This is a genomic window from Salegentibacter mishustinae (assembly GCF_002900095.1).
GTDB classification, from domain to species: Bacteria; Bacteroidota; Bacteroidia; order Flavobacteriales; family Flavobacteriaceae; genus Salegentibacter; species Salegentibacter mishustinae.
Map to the genome: position 1 here is coordinate 754,482 of NZ_LLKN01000002.1, position 20,369 is coordinate 774,850.

Consider the following 20,369-nt stretch of genomic DNA (forward strand, 5'->3'; position numbering starts at 1 on the left):
GATATTTGTTTTAAGGTAAAATAACACCGAAAAAAATAACAAATTCTCAATATTCTTTTAGAAATTGTGGGTTGAATTAAAAATATCAGATTATGCCTTTTTATCATAAACTCGGTAAAATTCCTCATAAACGTCATACGGTTTTTAAAAAGCCAGATGGCAGCCTATATTACGAACAACTTTTTGGTACTATTGGTTTTGACGGGATGTCTTCTAATCTTTATCACGAACATCGCCCTACACAGGTAAAAGAAGTGAAAGGGAGCTATAGTGTAAAGCCCAAAATCGCTGCCGAAAACAATATAAAATCTTACCGTTTTAAAGGATTCCAGGTAAAACCGCATCCAGATTATCTAGAAAGCCGAAAAGTGGTTTTAACCAACAGTGATGTAGACATCACCCTAGCTTCTCCTCAAGGTTCTACAGATGATTATTTCTATAAGAATTCAGATTCAGATGAATTACTATTTATTCATAAAGGAACCGGGAAATTAAGAACCCACCTCGGAAATTTAGATTTTAAATACGGGGATTATTTATTAATTCCACGGGGAACTATTTATAAAATAGATTTTGATGACGAAGACAATCGCTTGTTTATAGTAGAGTCCAGAAGACCAATTTACACACCAAAACGCTATAGAAACTGGTTTGGGCAATTGCTAGAGCATTCGCCGTTTTGCGAGCGCGATCTAAGGCAACCTTATGAATTGGAAACCAATGATGAAAAAGGCGATTTCCTGATTAAAATAAAAAAGCAGGGTGAAATATTCGATATGGTTTACGCAACGCATCCTTTTGATGTGGTGGGTTACGACGGGTATAATTATCCCTATGCTTTTTCGATTCACGATTTTGAACCTATAACCGGGAGAATTCACCAGCCACCACCGGTGCACCAAACTTTTGAGACCGATGCTTTTGTGGTTTGCAGTTTTTGCCCCCGTAAATACGATTATCACCCAGAAAGTATTCCGGCCCCATACAGCCACAGTAATATAGATAGTGACGAGGTGTTGTATTATGTAGACGGTGATTTTATGAGTAGGAACGATATTGAAGCCGGCCATATTTCTTTACACCCGGCGGGTATTCCGCACGGGCCGCACCCGGGAGCAGTAGAGCGAAGTATCGGGCAGGTAGAAACCGAAGAGTTAGCGGTTATGGTAGATACATTTAAGCCGTTAATGCTTACTGAAGACGCGATGGAAATTGCCGATGAAAGCTACCATAAATCCTGGTTGGATGAAAATCATTAAAATTTGTAATTAAAAAATTAGCAATAAAAAATATTAAAATGAGTACTGATAATACATCACTAAAATTAGAAAAGGTAATGAAGGATGCTGAAGATTTTCTTCCAATCCTGGGTACCGATTTTGTTGAGCTTTATGTAGGTAACGCCAAGCAGGCAGCTTATTATTACCAGCACGCCTGGGGTTTTCAACCGGTAGCTTATTCAGGACTGGAAACAGGCAGGAAAGACAGCGTATCTTACGTATTACAACAAGGCAAAATTAGAATTGTACTTACTTCACCACTACAGCCAGAAGGGGATATTAATGCTCACATTAATAAACACGGAGATGGTGTGAAAATGGTAGCGCTTTGGGTAGACGATGCGAGAAAAAGTTACGAAGAAACTACAAAGCGTGGTGCTAAATCTTATGTAGCACCTTACGAAATGGAAGACGAACACGGGAAAGCTGTGATTTCGGGAATTCATACTTACGGAGAAACGATTCACCTTTTCGTTGAAAGAAAAGATTACGAAGGGCCATTTCTTCCCGGCTATAAAACTTATGCGACTAAAGCAAAGGCAGAGGACACAGGCCTAAAATACATAGATCACATGGTTGGTAATGTAGGTTGGAACGAGATGAATAAATGGGTAGAATTCTATGGCAAAGTTATGGGCTTCGCTCAAATGGTTTCTTTTGATGATAAAGACATTTCTACAGATTACACTGCCTTAATGAGTAAAGTTATGAGTAACGGGAATGGTAGAATTAAGTTCCCTATCAATGAGCCTGCTAAAGGAAAGAAGAAATCCCAAATAGAGGAATATATAGACTTTTATAATGGTGCCGGGGTGCAGCATATTGCACTGGCAACAGATAATATAATTGAAACGGTAACCCAGCTTAGAGATCGCGGCGTAGAATTTTTATACGTGCCAGATACTTATTATGATACCTTATTAGATAGAGTAGGAGAAATAGATGAAGATCTTGAGCCTTTAAAAGAGCTTGGTGTATTGGTAGATCGTGATGATGAAGGTTATTTATTACAGATATTTACCAAGCCGGTTTTAGACCGTCCAACAATGTTCTTTGAGATTATTCAGCGAAAAGGAGCTCAATCTTTTGGAAAAGGTAACTTTAAAGCCCTTTTTGAAGCAATAGAAAGAGAGCAAGACTTACGAGGGACTTTACAATAATCCTAAAACAACCAAATTAACTTAAGTTTATGGTTAAAAAATTGCATTACCGAAAATTATTTTGTTAAACTTAATTTTCTTGTTGATAGAAGTCTATTAAATGTAGACTTTTGCGCTCGCATTTTTGGAGTGGTTACCAATAATGTAATTAATTTTTTTCATAATTTAAGTTTTAGTTGGTTAATAAGACAAAAACCCCTTCATTAATTTGACGGGGTTTTTTGTTTTAATACATTTGGAATAAAAATTGTAAATATCCTTATCCCAATCAATCTGAAAATCAGCATTTAAAAATTTGGTATGAAAAAAAGTATATTTACAATATTCCTCTTCCTCCTAACCGGCTTGGCGCTTCAGGCGCAATCTCAAAAAGCATTTAGCGCCGGCGAATGGTTTAAATTCCGCATACATTATGGCCCTTTTAATGCAAGCTACGCAACTTTAGAAGTTGATGAAACCAGTATGCAGGGTGAGCCTGTTTATCATATTAAAGGCAGGGGGAAATCTACTGGTTTATTACATTGGTTTTTTAAAGTAGATGATAACTATCAAACCTATATTGATAAGCAAGATGGGAAGCCTTATAAATTTATTCGAAAAATAGATGAAGGTGGCTATACAAAAGATCTTGAAATAGACTTTAATCACAAAGAGAATAAGGCATACGTTTTTGATAGAAAACACAACGAGAATCATACCTATGCTACCAAGCCGAATGTTCACGATATGTTATCGGCATTTTATTATATTCGCAACAATATTAAAAACGACGAACTTAGCCCTGGAGATGAAATGCGTCTCAATCTCTTTATAGACGATGAGAATATGGATTTCAAGCTAAAGTTTCTTGGCAGGGAAGTAATAAAAACGAAATTTGGTAAAGTTGCAACCCTAAAATTTAGGCCTTATGTGATGGCTGGTAGGGTTTTTAAAGAAAAGGAAAGTCTTACCTTTTGGGTGAGTGACGATGCCAATAGAATTCCTTTAAAAATTGAAGCGAATCTTGCGGTTGGCTCCCTCGATGCCGATTTAGATTCTTACAAAGGTTTGAAGCATCCGTTTAAAATAATTATGAATTAATACATGGAAATAAAGCCGGAAATTGCAGAACGTATTTTTGCATTAGAGGAAAAGTTTAAAAACTCAGGCCAGGACCTGGCCTCCTATTTAGACGGACTTTTGCACGATAAGTACCTTACGTATTGGGATTATTTGAATATAGATACGTTGTTAAGTTTGCAAAAAACCCTGACGCATTTCCCAGATGAAAAAATCTTTATTTCGTATCATCAAATTAGTGAGCTTTATTTTAAGCTTATTATTCATGAGCAGAAGCAAATAATTGAAAAAGAAGCACCTGATTCTGATTTTTTAATCGAAAAATACAATCGCTTAAATCGCTACTTTAGAATTCTTACTGATTCTTTTGATGTAATGATTAAAGGAATGGAAAGAGATCAGTTCCTTAAATTCAGGATGTCTTTATTGCCTGCCAGCGGATTTCAATCGGCGCAGTTTAGAATGATAGAAATCTATGCTACACCTTTAGAGAATTTGGTTTCCTATAAAATAAGAAATCAATTTTCGGAAAAGAATAGCCTGGAAGTTTTGTACGAAAATATTTACTGGAAGAAAGGCGGAATTGATCTTGAAACCGGCGAGAAAACCTTAACACTTAGGCAGTTTGAAAAGCGTTATACCGCACGTTTCCTAAGGATAGCTGAAGAGTATAAAGGGAAAACCCTTTTTCATAGATATAAAGAACTGCCAGATTCGGTTAAAAATAATAAGTTTTTGAAAGAAGCATTGCGTAATTTTGACGCCAATGTAAATGTAAACTGGCCCCTAATGCATATGGGTGCTGCTTACAGGTATTTAAATAAGGATAAAGAAACAATTGCGGCTACAGGTGGAACAAACTGGAAAGAATTTTTGCCGCCTTCATTCCAAAGAAATAGCTTTTTTCCTTATTTATGGAGTGAGGAAGAATTAGAAAATTGGGGCAAAGAATGGGTAAACCATATGTTTAATACAGAAAAAGAAAATTGCTAAAATTGAAAAAATTAAGTTTCCTACTGGTATTGATGTTGGCTTTTACAGCCTGTGAAGATGACGCAAAAGAAACCGCGCTAAACACTGAAAAGGTAGAAAAAAAGGCGCCTAAACCTGTGAATAAAGAATTCGGATTTATTCTGGATGATTACGAGGTGGTTGATGGTGTTATAGAATCTGGAGATAGCTTTGGTTATCTGCTAGATCAGCACGGAGTAGATCGAGGAAAAATTTACGAAATCTCAGAAACAGTTAAAGATACCTTTAACCCGGCACGAATTACGGCCGGGAGAAAGTATATGATCCTAAAAGCAAAGGATTCAGCGAATACTCCGCAGTATTTTATTTATCAGAACGACAGGATAAATTATACCGTGGTTGGCATTGGAGATAGTATTAGTGCTTCTCGAAAAAAGAAACCGGTAAGCATACGAAAAAGAGAAGTTTCGGGTGTGGTTAGTTCTTCGCTTTCAGAAGCTGTAGCAGAGCAGGGCTTAAGTAATTTATTGGTGTATGAGCTTTCTGATATTTACCAATGGAGTATAGACTTTTTTAAACTTCAGAAAGGAGATCAGTTTAAAATGATCTATTCTGAAAAATATATAGATGATACTATTTTTGCTGGAATTGAAGATGTAGAAGCTGCGGTTTTTAAACACGGAGATCGCCCATTTTATGCTTTCCAATATGAGGTAGATTCTGTAACCGGGCAACCAAGTTTTTATGATGAAGAAGCTAAAGCTTTGCAAAGCTTCTTTTTAAAAGCTCCGCTAAATTATAGCAGAATTTCTTCAAGATACACTAAAAGAAGATTTCATCCTGTTCAAAAGAGATGGAAAGCCCACCTGGGAACAGATTACGCTGCTTCTCGTGGAACACCGATTGTAAGCACGGCTGACGGAACTGTTATCGCTTCCAGTTATACTTCCGGAAATGGAAATTATGTTAAAGTGAGGCATAACGATAAATATACCACCCAGTATTTACATATGAGCAAGCGCAACGTTCGTAACGGTCAACGTGTAAAGCAGGGTGACGTTATTGGTTTTGTAGGAAGCACCGGTTTGGCTACAGGGCCGCACGTTTGTTATCGTTTCTGGGTTCATGGGAAGCAGGTAGATCCTTATCGCCAGAACTTACCAACTGCAAAGCACATAGAGCCTGAGCATAAGGATAAGTATTTTGCAGCAATTGAAGGTCTAAAAACTGCACTAGACGAAATTCCTTATAAGGCAATCTAAAAACAACAATTAAGTCCCAAATATATTAGGTGTAATGAGCAATTTTCGGTCTAAGTATCCGAAATGACTTGATTTGCATTTAATTATAGAAAAATATAAAGTATAGGCAACGCCAAAAAGAAAAAATAGCATGAAAAATATTAATCCAACCCAAACAACAGCCTGGAAAAAATTAGAAAAGCATTTCAGCGATGTGCAGCAATTGCAACTAAAAGAGCAATTTGAAAAAGATCCAGAGAGAGCATCGAAGTTTTCTATTGCCTGGGAGGATTTTTACCTGGATTACAGTAAAAACCGGATTACTGCTGATACCCGCGATTTGTTGCTGGAATTGGCAGAAGAATGTGATCTTAAATCTGCTATAAAATCTTATTTTGAAGGTGATGCGATCAATGCTACGGAAAATCGTGCGGTTTTACATACCGCTTTAAGAGCTTCTGCAGATGCTAAAATAGAGCTTGATGGAGAAAATGTAGTACCTGAAGTACAGGAAGTAAAAGAAAAGATCAGGAAATTTTCTGAAAAGATTATAAGTGGAGAAAAGAAGGGCTATACCGGAAAAGCTTTTACCGATGTTGTAAATATTGGCATTGGAGGTTCAGATCTGGGACCTGTAATGGTTACCGAGTCACTTACCTATTATCATAATCATTTAAAAGTTCATTATGTTTCTAATGTAGATGGTGATCATGTTCACGAAACCTTAAAAAACCTAAATTCTGAAACTACTTTATTTCTGGTGGTTTCAAAAACCTTTACCACCCAGGAAACTCTATCTAATGCAACAACTATTAGAAACTGGTTTAGAAAATCTGCTCCTCAGGAAGCCGTTGCCGAACATTTTGCTGCTGTTTCCAGTAATTTAAAGAATGTAGAGGAGTTTGGGATCGCTATAGATAATGTATTCCCTATGTGGGATTGGGTTGGCGGCCGTTTCTCTCTGTGGAGCGCTGTAGGACTTTCAATAAGTCTGGCAGTGGGTTACAATAACTTTGAAGCTTTATTGAAGGGCGCTCAAAAAATGGACGAACATTTTAAAACTTCAGATCTTAAGGAGAATATTCCGGTGCAACTAGCCTTGTTAAGTATTTGGTATAATAATTTTTATAAAGCTGAAAGTGAAGCGGTGATTCCTTATACGCAATATCTTCAAAAGCTTCCGTCTTATTTGCAGCAAGCAATAATGGAGAGTAACGGGAAAAGTGTAGATAGAAACGGAAAAAAAGTAGATTACCAAACGGGAACCCTAATTTGGGGAGAGCCGGGGACCAATTCTCAACATGCTTTTTTCCAGTTAATTCACCAGGGAACTAAATTAATTCCTGCAGATTTTATTGGTTTCAAAGAGTCTTTACATAAGGATAAAGACCATCACAACAAACTAATGGCTAATTTCTTCGCGCAAACCGAGGCTTTGCTACAGGGAAAAACTAAAGCTGAGGTAAGAAAAGAGCTCGAAACTAAAGGTTTATCTGATGATGCGATAGAAAGATTATTGCCTTTTAAAGAGTTTGACGGAAATAAGCCAACAAATACTTTACTTATAAACAAACTTACGCCAGAAAGCTTAGGGAAACTTATTGCTATGTACGAGCATAAAATTTTTGTTCAGGGTGTGGTTTGGAATATATACAGCTACGATCAATGGGGTGTAGAATTAGGTAAGCAGCTTGCTAGCAATATTCTTGCGGAAATAGAAAATAAATCGGTAAATAATCACGATTCTTCTACAAAAAGTCTTTTAGAATTCTTTTTAAAGTAAAAATAGGTGTTTTGTTAACAACCTGTGAAAATCAATAGGTATCAGCAAATCAAATAGTTAAAAATTTGTTTTAGTTTTGCGGCGAACAAGGTGTTAAAGTTAAATTTCTTAACATTCCGGTAAACTCCGGGAAGTAGGTTTTAGCTTCATTTGCACCGAAATTTAAACTCAAAACAAACAAATTTTAAACATGAGGAAATTATTACTCCTGGCCCTGTTTTTAACATCGGCTACAATTTTTGCTCAAGGAACTATTACCGGAAAGGTGATCGATTCCGAAATGGATGGTCCCCTCCCGGGTGCTAATGTTAAGGTGAAAGGCACATCCAATGGTACTATGACCGATTTTGATGGTAACTTTAGTCTGGATGTAGATGCAGCAAGAGGTTCTATCGAGATTAGTTTTGTAGGTTACAAGACTAAAGAGGTTCAGTTTTCAGTAAATGGTTCAACAGATTTGGGTAGTATAACCCTGGCTCCTGATGCAGGGGCATTAGATGAGGTGGTTGTTACAAGTTTCTCTCTTGCGATAGATCGTAAGACTCCTGTGGCTGTTTCTACTATTAGTGCTGCTGAAATTGAAACCAAAATAGGAAACCAGGAATTCCCTGAGGTTCTTAAATCTACCCCAGGAGTTTATGCTAACAAAGCCGGAGGTGGTTTTGGAGACGCAGAACTTAGAATGAGAGGTTTTGAAGGTCAAAACATTGCTGTATTGATTAATGGTGTTCCGGTAAACGATATGGAAAATGGTCGTGTGTACTGGAGTAACTGGGCTGGTCTTTCAGATGTTACTAAAACTATGCAAACACAAAGAGGGCTTGGTGCATCTAAAGTAGCTGTGCCTTCTATTGCAGGTACTGTAAACATTGTAACTAAATCTACTGACGCAGAAAAAGGTGGAAACGTTTTTGCTGCAACTGGTAACGATGGTTATACTAAGTTTGGAACTACCGTTTCTACTGGTATGAATGAAAATGGTCTTGCCGCTACTGTTTCTGCCTCAAGAACTGCTGGTAATGGGTATGTAGACGGAACTGAATTTGTTGGTTACAACTACTTCGTAAATATTGCTAAAGAACTTAACGAAGATCATACTTTATCTTTTACTGCTTTTGGTGCTCCCCAAAGACACGGGCAGCGTCAAAACAGACACCTTATTGAGACTTACCGTGAAAGTGAGAGCGGTATTCGTTTCAATGGTGATTGGGGTTATATGAATGGGCAGGTAACCCATATTGAAGATAACTTTTATCATAAACCTCAATTGTCTCTAAACCACTATTGGGATATTAGTGATAGAACCTTGCTTTCTACAGCTGTATACGCTTCGTTTTCTAGCGGAGGTGGAGGCGGATGGGCCGGAGAAAATAAGTTCGGTCTTAATTCAAAATACAGAGACGGAGCTTTACAACCGGTAAACCTTGATCTTATTGTTGATGAAAACGTAGCTCTTGGAGCAGAGGGTTCAGAAACTATTTTGAGAGCCTCAAGAAACGACCATAACTGGTACGGAGCACTTTCTACTTTATCTACAGATATAAATGAAAATATCGAATTACTTGCAGGTTTAGATTTAAGGTATTACGAAGGAAAGCATTATCAGGAAGTAACAGATCTTTTAGGTGGTCAGTACTGGTTTGATGATTCTGATGTTAACAATCCGGTAAACCTTGCGCAGGTTGGGGATAAAATTAGCTATAACAATGATGGGATCGTATTATGGGAAGGCGGATTTCTTCAGGCTGAATATTCTAAAAATGATTTAGATGCCTTTATTTCTGTTGCTGCTTCAAATACTTCTTATAAGCGAATTGACTATTTCAATTATACCGATAATGACCCACTACAGGAAACCGATTTTATAAATTTCTTCGGTTACCAGGTAAAAGGTGGGGCTAACTATAACTTTACAAGAAGTAGCGGTGTATTTGCAAACATAGGTTACTTTGAAAGAGCACCTTTCTTTGATGCGGTATTCCTTAACTTCCAAAACGACATTAACGCTGATGCTCCAAATCAAAAGATTTTTAGTGCCGAGGTGGGTTATACTTTTAGAACCGATAAGTGGAGAGCTAATGTAAACGCTTACAGAACACAGTGGAACGACAAATCTGAAAACTATAGTTATAACAATCCTGATGGATCATTAGGTGTAGCTAATATTCTTGGGGTGAACGCACTTCACCAGGGTATTGAAGTAGATTTTGAATACCGCCCATTTGATGAGCTTAGCATTACTGGATTCGCTTCTCTTGGAGATTGGATGTGGAGTGATGATGTAACTGGAGTTCAGATTTTTGATGAGGAACAAAACCTTATTGATGAAATTAACCTTTATATAGAAGATACTAAGGTTGGAGGTTCTCCTCAAACTACTGCTGGTTTAGGTGTAGATTATGAATTCCTTCAGGATATGAGATTTAGAGCTAACTATAACTTCTTCGGAGACTTCTATTCAGACTTTGATCCTGTAAGCAGAACAAATCCTGATACTCCTGAGGTATGGAAACTACCTGATTTTGGAACTGTAGATGTAGGGCTTACCTACGATTTCCCTGTAGCTGGTTTTGACGCTGTGCTTAATGCCAACGTTTATAACGTGACTAACACAAGTTATATTGCTAATGCGCAAAATGGACTTGGAAACGATGCACGTACAGCACTTGTGTGGTACGGATTCGGTAGAACATATTCTGTAGGAGCAAAATTTAATTTCTAAAAAATAAAAATGAAAAAGTCTTTTAACCTTTTAATGATGTTATTGGGGCTGGTTATAGTAAGTTGTAACCCCATGGATGACATCCACGACGAAATTGACGCCGAGTTAGATAATCAACTTGCAGTAGCTGAAGCTGATTATGTATTAACTGAAGATGATTACGAAGAATTAGGGCAGAGCTTTCCTAACTTTGGATCAGTTGAGGATGCAAGAACTTTAGTTCCTGCTCTTTTATCTGATCTTTACCCAACTTACGGAGCGGGATCTATAATTAATGTTGAATTTGATTTGTACGATCCTCTTTCAATTGAAGATTATACAGTATCTGGTTCAGATTATGAGTTAATTGATTTAGATACAGATTATTTCAGTGGAAATGGTGAAATCACCGACTTTCTGGAAGCTAAATATCCTCAAATGGAGGAAGGTGATTACGTAAACTTGACTTACGACATTCTTGCAGAAGAAATAGCATACACTTTAGATGCTGATGATTTTGACGTTATAGGTGAAGAGCTTGCAGCTGTATATCCAGATCCGGCTTCTAGTGCTGCTCAGTATAGCAACTTTGATAGAAGAGACGATAGAGACCAATATTGGAGTAATGATATGATCGTTGAAGCTCTTGGAGCTGTTATTTCTGAACAATTTGGAGATGTTGCAGGACAAAAATATAATGTAAGCTATGCTATTTACGATGGTAATTCAGGTACGGAAAGTATGACTGTTCAATTTGACGGAAACACTTATGTTGCTGTTGGAGGTATGGCTTATGATTTCTCTGATGAAGATTATGACAATGTAGGAGATGAGTTTGCAACTGATTATCCTGGCCCTGCCGGAAACGCTGCCCAGTTTGGAAGCTTTGACGTAAGAGAAAGTAGTGATAATTACTGGAGTGAAGCTATGATCCTTGAGGCTATCAACTTTACGCTTATGGAAGCTTATCCAAATGCAGCAGAAGGAGACCAGTTTGTTGTTTCTTACGCTATATATAGTGGTTCTGTTTCTACACAGGTTACTAATGTAATTCTTAGCGGAGGAGAATATGTTATAGACGATAATGCATCTGTTTCTACTATTGAAGAAACTACAGTATACGCTTATACCAATGGAAACTGGAATCAGCCGTATTCACTTCCTGAAGATTCTTATACCGAAGAATTTGGTCAACGTTTTGGTAATTTTGGTGATGAGGAAGAAGCACTTACTAAAATTGCTATTTTCCTTGGAAGAGAATTTCCTTATGCTTCAGAAGGTGAGTATAAAGCAGTAGCTTACCAATTTTATAATGGTGATGAAACTGTTACTGAATACGCAAATTTTGTTTTCGAAAGTGGTAACTGGAATGCAATCCAATCGGTAGTTTCAGAAACTTTACAGTTCGGTTACGAAGATGGAATGTGGATTCCTGACAATACTATTAACTATATGCTTTCTGGAGACGACTATTCTATTATTGCTGATGCATTAGCCGGTAATGATGAGTTGTCAACACAGGTGGCTAGTATGGATAGATATTCTAACTTCGACCGTCGTCCGGGAGCAAGCGCTTACTGGGATGACGATGCCATACTTTTAGCTATGCAATCTTTATTAAACGAAATTGCGGCTAATGCAGAAGAAGGGCAAAAGTATACACTTACTTTCGATATTTATAATGGTTCAAACACTACAGAAAGCCTAAGCCTTATTAAAGAAGGTGGTGAGTGGGTAGTTAATGAATAGAATTATAGAATTGTTTTATTAAAAACCTCCTGTCTCCTATGATAGGAGGTTTTTAGTTTTTTATTTAAAAGTTAGATATTTGTAAACCAAAACATAGCTATGAAAAAATTGTATTACCTGTTCTTGTTTATATTGATTGCAGCCTGTTCTTCTGAAGATGATGGCGCAAGCGAACCTAAAGAGCCACAGGAAGAAAAAAATCCGGTTGCCGTTGCCGATGAGATTGCGGCAAGCGAAAATGAAGAGCTAACCTTTAATAGGGCCCTTCTTTTGGATAATGATGATTTAATTGAAAATGCAATCCTGGTAGATATAGATTCTGAAACCGCAGAAGGTGGCTCTATAGATGATAATAGAAATAGTACATTTACATACAACCCTCCTGCAAATTTTACAGGGAATGACACCTTTTCTTACACTATTTGTATTCCTGGAGATTTAGACCGTTGTGCTAGTGCACAGGTAACTGTTGTGGTTGGAGATGCCGGTTCGCCTGTTGCGGTAAACGATACTTATACGATGGAAGAAGGAAGCTCTTACACCATTCAAAATCATTTAGATAATGATGAGGTGATAGACAATGCTGTAGTAACCGAAGTTGTGAGTAATTCTGGTAATGCTAGCGTAGTTTTGGAAGAAGATGGTAAAATAACCTACACCCCTAACGAATCCTTTTCGGGCGAAGACAGTTTTACCTATACGCTGTGTGATGATGATGAAACCCCAAGTTGTTCTACTGCTACTATTAATATGTTAGTAGAAGATACAGGTTCACCTTTTGCCCAAAATGACCTGGTAATTGTAGAAGAGGGGGTATCAGAAAAAATTATTAGTAACCTTTTAGATAACGATGAATTAACCGATGATGCGACAATAACCAGTATTGACGCTTCTTCCAGTAATGCTACTATAAACCTAAATGATGACGGTAGCATTTCCTATATGCCACAAGCAGGTTTTACAGGAGAAGATACTTTTACTTATACCATTTGCGACGACGATGCTGAAGCTACTTGTTCTACAGCTACTGTAGCGGTGAATGTTGTAGCAACCGTTAGTTTTGATATTCCTATTGATCTTAAAGCATATTATCAGGATGCAACTTTTACTACTGATCCTCAACTTTTATATGCCGAACTTTCGACTTTTACCAATGCTCAACATACCAATAGGCTTGAGTATGTACAAAGACACGACTATTTGTATGATGCTGATGCTGCACTAAACGATGAAAGTATGGTAGTGCTTGTATATTCTGGTGAATTAAGACCAGATGATCAATATCAAATTGGTGATTTAGATGGAGATGAAAGTTTTAATACCGAACACATTTATCCTCAATCGAGGTTAGATACAGAGGAATCTGTAAGTGATTTGCATCTTTTAAGAGTAGCCGATGTTGATGTAAACGAACTAAGATTAAACTTTCCATTTACCGATGGCAACGGGGAATATAAGCTTGTTGACGATAGTAAATGGTTTCCGGGAGATGAATGGAAAGGCGATGTTGCGAGGATGGTGATGTATGTAAACCTTAGTTATGGCGATGATTTCGATGAAGTTGGAAGCCTGGAACTTTTTCTTAAATGGAACAGGGAAGATCCCGTTTCTGCTTTCGAATTACAACGAAATAATGTTATAGAAAGTGTTCAGGGTAATCGTAATCCGTTTATTGATAATCCATACCTCGCAACCTTGTTATGGGGAGGAGAGGCAGCTGAAAATACCTGGGATTAGATAAAAATTCTATATTTCTATAAAACCAGCCTCTTTTTGGCTGGTTTTTTTATTTCGTAATGTTAGAATTTTTTAACAAAATCATGTGAGCTTCCCCAATGCTTCAACTTCTTTATTTGCTGGTATCTTATTTTGTGAAAGCTAATTGTAATTAGTTGGCATAATGGTTAAAGTTAAAAATCTTAACACTCAGATAAACTTAATAATCTGGAAATAGAGTTCTTTTGCAAAGAATTTAAACTCAAACAAACAACTTAAAAGAAAAAAATGAGGAAATTATTAGCATTAGCTATGTTCTTAACATCAGCTACAATTTTTGCTCAAGGAACTCTTACTGGAACAGTATTAGATTCTGAAATGAACGGTCCGCTTCCGGGTGCAACCGTTATGGTGGTAGGTACCAATAATGGTACTACTACAGATTTTGACGGTAATTTTTCCCTGGATGTAAAATCTGCTTCAGGTAGAATTAGCATAACTTTCATTGGGTATGAAAGAAAAACGATCAAATTTGATGTTGCAAATGGTGCTACACAGGATTTAGGTACTATTGCTTTAGGAGTAGATGCAGATGCCTTAGCCGAGGTGGTAATTACAGGTATTGCCGATCTAGCTAAAGATCGTGAAACTCCGGTTGCTGTTTCAACTATTAGAGCAGCAGAAATTCAAGAAAAATTAGGTTCTCAGGAATTTCCTGAAATTCTAAACAACACGCCTTCTATTTATGCTACAAAACAAGGTGGTGGATTTGGAGATGCCCGTATTAACATTCGTGGTTTTGATACTAACAACTCTGCCGTGATGATTAATGGTGTTCCAATTAACGATATGGAAAACGGAGCTGTTTACTGGAGTAACTGGGCTGGTCTTAGTGATGTAGCTTCTGCCATTCAGGTTCAGAGAGGATTAGGTTCTTCTAAATTAGCGGTGTCTTCTGTAGGTGGAACAATAAACGTTATTACAAGAGCAGCAGATAGAGCTGAAGGAGGTTTTGTTACTGCTATGACAGGTAATGATTCTTACCTTAAAACTGTTGCTTCTTACAATACCGGACTTATGGAAAGTGGTTTTTCTACAACAGTATTGTTGAGCCAGACTCAGGGAGATGGTTATATAGACGGAACGGAATTTCAGGGGTACAACTACTATTTAGGTTTTGGATACAGACCTAATGATACACACGATTTTCAATTCACGGTAACCGGTGCACCACAGTGGCACAACCAACGTAGTAGAAGTAGTTCTATTGACACTTATCAACGTTATAGTGATAATGATGATCCTAATATAAAATATAACGAAGAATGGGGTTATTTGAATGGTGAAGCATATTCGTTTAGAAGAAACTTCTACCATAAACCAATTATGTCTTTAAACTGGGATTTTGATATTAATTCTAAAACGCAACTTTCTACTTCTGCTTATGCATCTTTTGGACGTGGTGGCGGAACCGGAGAGATTGGTACTATTAACGGGAGAAGACAATTTGCTCTTCCAAGAACTAATGATGGCCTAATTAGAGTAGACGATATTTTTGCTTACAATAGTGGGCAGCCAGTACCAGATTTTGGTAATGAAGCAAATCCTGAAGGGCAGAGAACTTTAACCGATGGTATTTACCTAAACCAGGGGAATAATGATCGTTCTTCAGCCAATGGTATTACCAGAAGAGCTTCAATTAACTCTCATAACTGGTTTGGAGTATTATCTAATCTTAGCAATCAATTAACCGACGAACTTACTTTAGATGTTGGTATTGACTTAAGAACGTATAAAGGAATTCATTATAGAAGAGTAAATGATCTTCTTGGAGGAGATGCTTATCTGCAAACCGACAATGACAATAACGTTCCAAACCCGGTACTACGTGAAACTTATGATGCAGATCCTAATTTTTGGGTATTCTCTGATATTGATTCAGAAGAAAAGATCGATTATTACAACGATGGTTTAGTAAGATGGGCCGGTACTTTTGGACAGTTAGAATATAACAATGAGGTTATTTCAGCATTTGTTCAGGGATCTATCTCAAATCAAGGCTTTAAGAGAGTTGAATACTTTGGAGAACTTGAAGGAAACCAGGAAACAGATTGGGAAAACATTATTGGTGGAAACATTAAAGGTGGTCTTAACTGGAATATAGACGAAATGCATAATATATATGCAAACGCAGGTTATTATTCTAAACAGCCTCTTTTTGATGCCGTTTATATTAACTTTGGAAATAACTTAAACCCAGATCTTCAAAATGAACAGGTAATTGGTACTGAGATCGGGTATGGATTTAGATCTAGTTTCTTTAGTGCAAACGTAAACTTATATCGAACTTCCTGGGCAGATAGATTTGAAAGTGATGGAGCGGTATTTAATGCAGAGACTCCTCAGGAAATTAGAGGTACTGCTAACCTTTACGGAATCACGCAGGTACACACCGGTCTTGAAATTGATTTCACCGGAAGAATATCCGATAAATTAGGATTCAACGGAATGATGTCTATAGGAAACTGGGAGTATGATGGAGACGTAGAAGCAACTTATTTCGATAACGATCAAAGCCCGATCTTAGACGAGAATGGTAATCCACAAACGGCTACTTTAGCTTTAGATGGTGTGAAAGTTGGAGATGCTCCGCAGTTTACCGCTAGTATTGGTGCAGATTACGAAATAATAGAAGGGCTTGGAGTTGATGCTAACTATAGATATGTTGATAATCTTTATGCTGATTTTGATGCAACAGATGCATTAGGTGAAGAAAACTTTGAGGCGTTAAAATTACCTTCTTTTGGATTGGTTGATGCCGGAGCTTCGTTTAGATTACCAATTGGTAAAAACAACAATAATCTTAACTTTAGAGTTAATGTAAATAACGTGTTTGATACTATGTATATTTCTGAAGCAGATACCAATCTTTTAGCTGGTGCTGGAGATGAAACTTACGATGGCGTTAACGTTAATAACAGAGTGTATTTTGGTTTCGGAAGAACCTGGAATGCAGGAGTGACTTTTAATTTCTAAGCAAAAGAGATTAATTCTTAATATAAAAAACCACCCCAACTCGGGGTGGTTTTTTTGTTTTAAACTATTGAGAACGAAAATCTATGAACTTTGTCAATAGGGGATAATATTTATTGTATAAAGACTTATGAGAACGTATTGAAAAATTTAATTTGAAAATAATAAATTAAATCATTTTTCTTTCTCTGTGGTGGTTTGATCTTTTTTTCTCTCGGCTTCTTTTTCAACAAATTTTTTATGTTGTACTTCCCCGCCAAAGTCTCTGGTTCTCTTGTAAATACTTTCAAAAACCTCTGCTTTGCCATATACGGTAATTACATCGTGGGGCAAAATTTTTGAATTTCCCGAAGGAGAACCTAAATAGTCTTCACCTTTTCTGTCTATTCCCAGTACGGTTATGCCTTCTTTTCTAAGATCCAATTCTATTAAAGTCTTATTGGCCAACCAACTATCTTTCTCTACCCGCATTTCACTTACATGGTAATTGTCGTGCAAATGCAGTACAGCAGCATAATCCTGTACATTTATATCGGTATATTTTTTTAGCATTTTACTAATCAATTTTGATAGTCCGCGGTCTACCCAATCACTTCTAATGGCCCACCACAATATGGCAAGTCCTACCACAACTATGAGCAATCCATACAGCTTAGCCGAATTGCTATCTGGTAGCACAAAAGTTAGAATTAAGGAAGACATAGCCGTTACTATACCGGCATTACCAATAAGCATAAGGCTGTATATAATCTTTCTTCGAACCGGGTGGTTCATTATTTTTTCAGATTCCGCAGAAGTATAGCCTGAGCCGGTATATGCAGATCGAGCCTGAAATCTTGCGCTTTGGGTAGAAAGTCCGGTGTGAGCTAAAGCAATGGCCGCAACCCGTGTAATCAAGGCTGAAAGTGTGATGATAAAAAATAACGTAACAGCGGCAATCATAAATATTGATTTATAGATATATGTATCAATATAAGATAAACTAATTTTTGAATTTTTTTATACTAATTATAAGTTTATGCTTTCTAATTGCGTGTTTCTACATTTTAAATCTCAGGTCCGGGCTTTTTAGTCTGATATGAGTTCCCTTTTATTTTCGAAACCTTTTGTCTGAACCTCCAAAATCAGCATAGATGTGGTAGGAACCTTTTCTTTAATTCTGAACCTGAAAAATTATGGGTAAGGCATAATTTACATTAACGGGCTTTCCGCGTTGTTTTCCCGGTTGCATTTTAGGTAAGGATTCAATAATTGTTTTGGCTTCTTCTTCAAGCTTAGGGTGTGGTGCTCGTGCCTGTATGTTTACGATGTCTCCTTCAGTATTTATTTGAAAGAGTATGTTGATGCGGTTTATTCCTGAAAGTCCTAATTCACTTCCAAGTTCCTTATTAAAATTCTTATTTACATAAGCGGTGATCTTCTCGCTCATACACCTTTTTCTCTCCGCATTATCATTTAGACCTTCACAGCCCGGAAATACCGGTACATCTTCAATTAGTGTAAAAGGCACGGTTTCTGGTTTTTCTTCTGGTTTGTGCTCAATTATATCTTCGGGTTCCACGATATCTTCCAGGCTTATTTCAGTAGATTTAATTTCGTCTTCTTCGAGCTCGGGATCGTCTTCAATTACATCTATTACCTCGGGAATTACCGGTGGTTTAGGAGGTGGGGTATTTGCCAGTTCGGTAATGGGGATTTCTTCATCTTCAAGGGCATCTAAATAAACCTGTTCGCTAGCAAATTCTTCCTTATCATAAGTTTTCCATTCTATTAAAAGCAGACTGGCCAGTAAGGCGAGGATAAGTCCGAAGGACAGAAACAAATTTGATTTTTTTCGAAGGTCAGCTTTAGGGTTTTTCTTAGGTTTCATAAGATTAGTATTAAATTAATAGTATAGTGATATACAGTGAAAATTTAATCTAATGGCTGGTATTTTGAATAACTATCAATTAAAATGCCAAAAAATTGAATGAAATTTATATAATTGATTTAAAGCTTATTCTGTTCTAAAATTAAAGAGCTAAGTGTCTTCTATAAACTAAGAAGTGCAATTGAGTGGCTTTTTTGTAGAAAATCCTATCTTTACTAAAAATTTACTTCTATGTATCCAACAGTACAATTCATACATTCTTATTGGGCTTATTTAGTACTTATTGTTTTGTTCGTGGCCGTTATAAATTCAATTATAGGGTATGCTTCGAATAAGGAATACGGTGCAACTAATTTTAGGATCGCGCTTTTTACGCTTATCACTACACATATTCAGCTTTTAATAGGAATTGTTTTATACTTTGTATCTCCTTATTTCTCTGTTTTACTTGAAAAAGGTATGGGTGCAGTAATGCCTGATCCAACTCTAAGGCTTTATATCATGGAGCATCCTTTAATGATGATTATCGCTGTGGTACTAATAACCATTGGATATTCCAAGCATAAAAGTAAACTTACCTCAAAGCCGAAATTTAAAACCCTGGCTATATTTTATACTTTAGGATTATTGGTGATGTTGTCGCGTATTCCCTGGAGTGCCTGGTTTTAGATTGCTATAAACTTTTCATTCACTCCCTTTTGGAGTGCCTGGGCCGGCTTGCTTTAGAAGATAAATATAAACAGGGAAATGATCACTGTATCCTCCCTGGTAGCCGCTATAACCATAGCTTCGGAAGGGATAACCTTTGTATTGTCCGCTTTCTGTAATAAGGTATTTCTTATTGAAGATCCCTGCTTTATAGAACTGAAAACTTGAATAGTCTTTCTTCGTTAAAGCTCCCGAAATAAGAATTTGGTCAAATAAATTCCAACCATCTCGGTAGGCAAGTGTCCCCATACCTTTTTTGAACATACGCTCCATAGGATTGTATAATTGATGCGGACTTAAGCCATTTGGATCCTCTTTTGTTTTCAGTATTTCCTTGAAGCTTTTATTTGTAGGATCATCATTAAAATCTCCCATACTTATCACTTTGGCTAAAGGTTTCCTTTTAAATATTGAATCGAGAATTACTTTATTTAGAGCTGCTGCTTTTTCCCTTTTGTACCTGCTGGCCGTTTCCCCGCCACTTCTTGAAGGCCAGTGATTCACTATAAAATGTAACTTTTCATCATCAATTTTTCCACTTACCACCAGTTGATCCCTAGTGTAAACGCGTTTGTCGGGTTCTTTACTGTCATAGATTAGTAATTCGTGTGAAACTGAATTTTCTAATCTAAAAATATCTTTTCTATATAATAAGGCTACATCGATTCCGCGGCGGTCTGGCGATTCATAATGTACAATACCATAGTTATAGGCTTTGAGTTTTGGTTCACTTATCAGGTCTTCTAAAACCCGCCGGTTTTCAATTTCACAAATCCCAACAATTACAGGAGCTTGCTTTGATATATCTGATCCTATCTCTGGAATAACTTCAGCTAATTTTTGCAATTTATCGCGGTATTTTTCCTGTGTCCAAACATCATCTCCGTCCGGGGTGCGGTCATCATCAAAAGTGAAGGGATTATTTTCAGTGTCAAATAGATTTTCAACATTATAAAAAGCAATACTTATAATTTTATACTCCTTTTGCTGTGAGAAACTACTTTCAGTACTCAAAAAGAAAAACAGGCAAGAAACAAAAAGGGGAAAAATACGGGTAATCATTGTCTTACATTAAAGCTAAATTATTGGTATAAAGT

The 20,369-nt window shown here is 36.9% G+C and carries 14 protein-coding genes; 11 read left to right on the forward strand and 3 right to left on the reverse strand.

Features of this window, described 5'->3' with window-relative positions; genetic code table 11:
• The first annotated feature begins 92 nt into the window (after positions 1 to 92).
• From APB85_RS06315 to APB85_RS06360, 10 genes are all read left to right on the forward strand, one after another.
• Positions 93 to 1,259 (forward strand): homogentisate 1,2-dioxygenase, encoded by a 1,167-nt coding sequence (locus tag APB85_RS06315; protein ID WP_057482489.1) that lies wholly within the window; start codon positions 93 to 95, stop codon positions 1,257 to 1,259.
• 38 nt (positions 1,260 to 1,297) lie between these two features.
• Positions 1,298 to 2,440, forward strand: coding sequence for a 4-hydroxyphenylpyruvate dioxygenase (gene hppD, locus APB85_RS06320; protein ID WP_057482490.1), 1,143 nt, complete (start codon positions 1,298 to 1,300; stop codon positions 2,438 to 2,440).
• Positions 2,441 to 2,740: 300 nt separating this feature from the next.
• Complete coding sequence (locus tag APB85_RS06325; protein ID WP_057482491.1) at positions 2,741 to 3,520, forward strand: DUF3108 domain-containing protein; 780 nt, start codon at positions 2,741 to 2,743, stop codon at positions 3,518 to 3,520.
• A gap of 3 nt (positions 3,521 to 3,523) precedes the next feature.
• On the forward strand, positions 3,524 to 4,492 hold the full coding sequence (locus APB85_RS06330) for a tryptophan 2,3-dioxygenase family protein (protein ID WP_057482492.1): 969 nt from the start codon (positions 3,524 to 3,526) through the stop codon (positions 4,490 to 4,492).
• Positions 4,493 to 4,494: 2 nt separating this feature from the next.
• Positions 4,495 to 5,733, forward strand: coding sequence for a peptidoglycan DD-metalloendopeptidase family protein (locus APB85_RS06335; RefSeq protein WP_173636772.1), 1,239 nt, complete (start codon positions 4,495 to 4,497; stop codon positions 5,731 to 5,733).
• A 130-nt stretch (positions 5,734 to 5,863) separates the two neighbouring features.
• A complete protein-coding gene (gene pgi / locus APB85_RS06340; RefSeq protein WP_057482494.1) occupies positions 5,864 to 7,495 on the forward strand; it encodes a glucose-6-phosphate isomerase in 1,632 nt (543 codons plus the stop codon).
• 190 nt (positions 7,496 to 7,685) lie between these two features.
• Positions 7,686 to 10,217 carry a TonB-dependent receptor gene (locus APB85_RS06345; RefSeq protein WP_057482495.1) on the forward strand — a complete coding sequence of 844 codons (2,532 nt, stop codon included), beginning with the start codon at positions 7,686 to 7,688 and terminating at the stop codon, positions 10,215 to 10,217.
• 9 nt (positions 10,218 to 10,226) lie between these two features.
• Positions 10,227 to 11,945, forward strand: coding sequence for a hypothetical protein (locus APB85_RS06350; protein WP_057482496.1), 1,719 nt, complete (start codon positions 10,227 to 10,229; stop codon positions 11,943 to 11,945).
• A gap of 99 nt (positions 11,946 to 12,044) precedes the next feature.
• Positions 12,045 to 13,682, forward strand: coding sequence for an Ig-like domain-containing protein (locus APB85_RS06355; protein ID WP_057482497.1), 1,638 nt, complete (start codon positions 12,045 to 12,047; stop codon positions 13,680 to 13,682).
• Positions 13,683 to 13,949: 267 nt separating this feature from the next.
• Positions 13,950 to 16,697 (forward strand): TonB-dependent receptor, encoded by a 2,748-nt coding sequence (locus tag APB85_RS06360; RefSeq protein ID WP_057482498.1) that lies wholly within the window; start codon positions 13,950 to 13,952, stop codon positions 16,695 to 16,697.
• Positions 16,698 to 16,868: 171 nt separating this feature from the next.
• Here the strand turns inward: APB85_RS06360 and APB85_RS06365 are convergent, their stop codons facing one another.
• Together APB85_RS06365 and APB85_RS06370 are read right to left on the reverse strand one after the other, a co-directional pair.
• The gene (locus APB85_RS06365; RefSeq protein ID WP_057482499.1) at positions 16,869 to 17,636 is read right to left on the reverse strand and encodes a TrkA C-terminal domain-containing protein; all 768 of its coding nucleotides are present in this window, start codon (positions 17,634 to 17,636) and stop codon (positions 16,869 to 16,871) included.
• Positions 17,637 to 17,847: 211 nt separating this feature from the next.
• On the reverse strand, positions 17,848 to 18,564 hold the full coding sequence (locus APB85_RS06370) for an energy transducer TonB (RefSeq protein ID WP_057482500.1): 717 nt from the start codon (positions 18,562 to 18,564) through the stop codon (positions 17,848 to 17,850).
• A 231-nt stretch (positions 18,565 to 18,795) separates the two neighbouring features.
• Here APB85_RS06370 and APB85_RS06375 point away from each other — a divergent pair, with 231 nt between their 5' ends.
• Positions 18,796 to 19,233 carry a hypothetical protein gene (locus APB85_RS06375; protein ID WP_057482501.1) on the forward strand — a complete coding sequence of 146 codons (438 nt, stop codon included), beginning with the start codon at positions 18,796 to 18,798 and terminating at the stop codon, positions 19,231 to 19,233.
• Between the two features lie 15 nt (positions 19,234 to 19,248).
• Here APB85_RS06375 and APB85_RS06380 read toward each other — a convergent pair whose 3' ends face one another.
• Complete coding sequence (locus tag APB85_RS06380) at positions 19,249 to 20,331, reverse strand: endonuclease/exonuclease/phosphatase family protein (RefSeq protein ID WP_083482222.1); 1,083 nt, start codon at positions 20,329 to 20,331, stop codon at positions 19,249 to 19,251.
• Positions 20,332 to 20,369: the final 38 nt, after the last annotated feature.